This window comes from Chamaesiphon polymorphus CCALA 037 (assembly GCF_003003845.1).
Classification (GTDB): Bacteria; Cyanobacteriota; Cyanobacteriia; order Cyanobacteriales; family Chamaesiphonaceae; genus Chamaesiphon; species Chamaesiphon polymorphus.
This window is the reverse complement of record NZ_PVWO01000609.1, coordinates 1-3,011: the sequence shown is the minus strand read 5'-3', so window position 1 is coordinate 3,011 and position 3,011 is coordinate 1. Positions and strand designations below refer to the sequence as shown.

The 3,011-nt window shown below is 47.4% G+C and carries 5 protein-coding genes and 1 pseudogene; 3 read left to right on the top strand and 3 right to left on the bottom strand.

Annotated features, from left to right (window positions below; translation table 11 throughout):
* The 3 genes and pseudogenes from C7B77_RS27135 to C7B77_RS27125 form a co-directional block, all read right to left on the bottom strand.
* Positions 1–373, bottom strand: a pseudogene (locus C7B77_RS27135) (phage integrase N-terminal SAM-like domain-containing protein); the annotation flags it as partial.
* 38 nt (positions 374–411) lie between these two features.
* Positions 412–768: a type II toxin-antitoxin system PemK/MazF family toxin gene (locus C7B77_RS27130; RefSeq protein ID WP_106312369.1), complete on the bottom strand. Its 357-nt coding sequence runs from the start codon at positions 766–768 to the stop codon at positions 412–414.
* Positions 765–998, bottom strand: a complete 234-nt coding sequence (locus C7B77_RS27125) for a hypothetical protein (protein ID WP_106312366.1) — start codon at positions 996–998, stop codon at positions 765–767. The genes C7B77_RS27130 and C7B77_RS27125 overlap by 4 nt, the downstream gene beginning before the upstream one ends.
* A 247-nt stretch (positions 999–1,245) precedes the next feature.
* Here C7B77_RS27125 and C7B77_RS27120 point away from each other — a divergent pair, with 247 nt between their 5' ends.
* The 3 genes from C7B77_RS27120 to C7B77_RS27110 all read left to right on the top strand — a co-directional run.
* Positions 1,246–1,566: a DUF5674 family protein gene (locus C7B77_RS27120; RefSeq protein ID WP_245894472.1), complete on the top strand. Its 321-nt coding sequence runs from the start codon at positions 1,246–1,248 to the stop codon at positions 1,564–1,566.
* Positions 1,563–1,910 carry a hypothetical protein gene (locus tag C7B77_RS27115; protein ID WP_106312363.1) on the top strand — a complete coding sequence of 116 codons (348 nt, stop codon included), beginning with the start codon at positions 1,563–1,565 and terminating at the stop codon, positions 1,908–1,910. The genes C7B77_RS27120 and C7B77_RS27115 overlap by 4 nt, the downstream gene beginning before the upstream one ends.
* A gap of 166 nt (positions 1,911–2,076) precedes the next feature.
* Positions 2,077–3,011 (top strand): tyrosine-type recombinase/integrase (locus tag C7B77_RS27110; RefSeq protein WP_106312360.1); only part of this gene is annotated, 935 nt, incomplete at its 3' end.

Sequence of the window (3,011 nt, the reverse complement as noted above, 5' to 3'; positions counted from 1 at the left end):
TCGGATAGTTGCAGTTAATCTGGGTTCGATTTTGCGATGATTGCGGGTTTGATGATTTATAATTGCGGGTCGCTACAGCTACCAGCTTGAGCGAGATCGTGGCGGGTTTGTATTTTGTTTGGATTAGATGGTGGCGGTAGATTTTAATCTGCTCCCTAGTCGCAGCTAGGGGTTGAAGCTGATTGGTCTGGCACCAGAGCAGATAGAAGCGAACTTCACACCAATAGGTGCGAATGGTTTCGGCACTCGCTCCCCCAGAGCCGATATCGAATTGGAGGAAGTTGGTAAAGGCGGCAATGAGTTCGTCGGCAGCCAGAGCGAATGCGGGTGCCGATTCCAAGTGGGTGGGAAGTGTGGGATTTAGCTCGTCCAATGGTTCGCTCGCTCGGAGTTGGGAGTAGATTGCTGGTGTTAAATCAGATCGAAAACCACCTTTAGAGCTATGTCGATTAGTTCCAAAATTTCTGGCTCTAATTCACCTCTAATCGACACTAAGCGGTTGTGGCGATCGATGGGACGAGTTTGCAGACAATCGGCGATCGATCTTTTACTCAAACCATTGCTCGGCGATGGCGGAACTTCAACATTGGTCTTAATTTGGCTTTTTTTCGCGTTCCACTCGGTTAAGGGCACCACTTGAATTACTGGAACTCGCGCATTGTAGGTGTTGTTGGTGACGACGATACAGGGGCGCGTTTTGCCCGTTTCCGAGCCTTTGGTGGGATCGAGATCTACATCGATAATCAGTCCTCGGTAGATTTCGCTCATGTCGGCCAATCCCCAAGAGCTGCATCTGTAAGCTGCTGGAGTTCTTCATCTGCGGCATAGACTTCGGCGTATAGCCGTGCGGACTGCTCTAGTTGTTGTCGTTCGATTTCTTGGTGTAATTTATCTAGTGCCAACCGCACGAGCGAGCTTTTATCTTTGAATCCCAATGTCTGGAATCGTTCTAAAAAATCGATCTGCGACTGCTCTAAACTGAATTTTGCTGGAATCATCAGTAATCAGTGTTAAGACCATATACTAAGAACCATTTTACATCCCTAATGTAAGAACTGGTAGTTGAGAGGTCGAGCAAAAGAGGCATACCACTAAGCCATTTTAGCGGTAGCCCTAAGCTCAGACCCCTTAACCCTTCGAGATTAGAAGTCAATCTATTATTTTTTGAAAAATACCGCTCCACCCAGCTAAAATCTGTTAGCTTGAAGAAAAACGACCCTTTTTTGACGATTGTTAATTCACATCTTGTCGGAGCCTGCCACTCCTGCCCAAATCGAGCAGATGCTTCAAGCCAACCGTTTCTACATCAAAACAGTTGTAGATATCCATCAGCAAATTTTAGCTGGGGGTGGGGAAATGCACTCCGATTGTGAAGCTGTTTTACTCGATCGTGGCAGTCAGCAAGCCGATCTTTGGGGTGCGAGTTGGAATCCGATCTCTCAAGAGATTTTTTATGAATCGCTCGTCAATCTCCGTCCGCGTCAGAATAGATCGATGGAGATTTTAGATCCGTCGATTCGCGAACGGGTGCAACAAGTCATCTACAAGTTATTAGGAAGCGTATGAATAATTTTACTAATACGGAAATGGCTTTTCGATGCGAGCGTCTGTCTGTGAGGATAGAACGACTGGTCGAAAATTTTCTTCGCATGGGAGCTTTGAGTTTAGCTGGAGTCGAAGCGGAAACCGTGCTGGCGATCGTGCGAGAAAGTAAGGTATTTCTGGAACTTACCGCCCTCGATTTAGATGTCGAGCGGGCTTTCGAGCTAGCTCAAATCCAACGTCAGTTATCTCGATGGCACATCCATTGGTCGGAAGTTTGGACGAATGATGTCAGTCGATTAGAAATATCAACATTAGCTAATATTTGGGCGCAGCAGCTTCGAGAGATGGCTGGAATTTTAGTTTGAGGCGAGCGAGTCCAGCTTAAATCTGTTAGTAATACGGAAATGGCTTTTAATAATACAGACGTAATCAGCATACAATAATTTTGTGTCCCATAATGCTAATTATGGGACACAACTCCCGTTTTCACACTCCAAAAGTCGTAGATTGTAGCAATAAGGATGGGTAGTTGTGGTAAGTGAGATTACGATTGTAAATTCGCGAAGTGAATTAGCTACAGATGTAGTCAGAATTCCGACAGACGATCTGTGGGCGGAGTTTTTGAAGTTGCAGATTTCGGATGCGACAAAAGAAACCTATGCAGCGGCGATCGCGGATTTTTGTCAGTTTGCCAATCCTGAGTTTGAGATCGAACGATCGATCGGGTGGTTTTTGAAGTTGCGCCAGGAGGAGGCGATCTGGATCGCGCTCAAATATAAGGCGCAGCTCCAGGTGGATGATTTTGCACCCTCTACTATTAATGTCCGGCTGTCGGCGATGAAATCATTGGTAAATTACGCGCGGAAGCTGGGACAATGCGGGTTTAACTTGGCTGATGTCAAGGGGGTAAAGGCGCAGACTTATCGGGATACGTCGGGGGTATCGCCGGAGGTGTTTAAGTTAATTATCGATACCCTCGATCGCTCGACAAAGATGGGGAAGCGGGACTATGCAATCTTGAGATTGTTGTGGGATAACGCTTTGCGGCGGTTTGAGGTGGCGGGGGTGAGTATTAAGGATTATACAGATGGGAAGTTGTGGATTAAGGGGAAGGGGAAAAGACAGCGGGAGTCGGTAGATCTGTCGGCTAAATCGATTGCGGCGATTGAGGATTGGTTGGGGGTAAGGGGGAGTGTGAATGGTGTAGATCCGTTGTTTGTGGCTTTGGATAATAAGTGCTATGGGATGCGGTTGTCGGGGCGATCGATCGACCGGATTTTGAAGCGGACGGCGCAGAAGGCGCAGGCGACGACTAAGGTGTTATCGCCGCACCGAATTCGGCATAGTTCGATTACGGCGGTGTTGGATGCGACGAATGGTGATGTGAGGCGGGTACGGAAGTTTAGCCGTCATAAGAAGGTGGAGACGGTGATTATTTATGATGAGAATCGGCTCAGGGATCAGGG

What these genes read in the sequence shown, in the direction of transcription:
- C7B77_RS27130 (WP_106312369.1), bottom strand. Translation starts at nt 768, where the DNA reads ATGAGCGAAATCTACCGAGGACTGATTATCGATGTAGATCTCGATCCC.
- C7B77_RS27125 (WP_106312366.1), bottom strand. Translation starts at nt 998, where the DNA reads ATGATTCCAGCAAAATTCAGTTTAGAGCAGTCGCAGATCGATTTTTTA.
- C7B77_RS27115 (WP_106312363.1), top strand. Translation starts at nt 1,563, where the DNA reads ATGAATAATTTTACTAATACGGAAATGGCTTTTCGATGCGAGCGTCTG.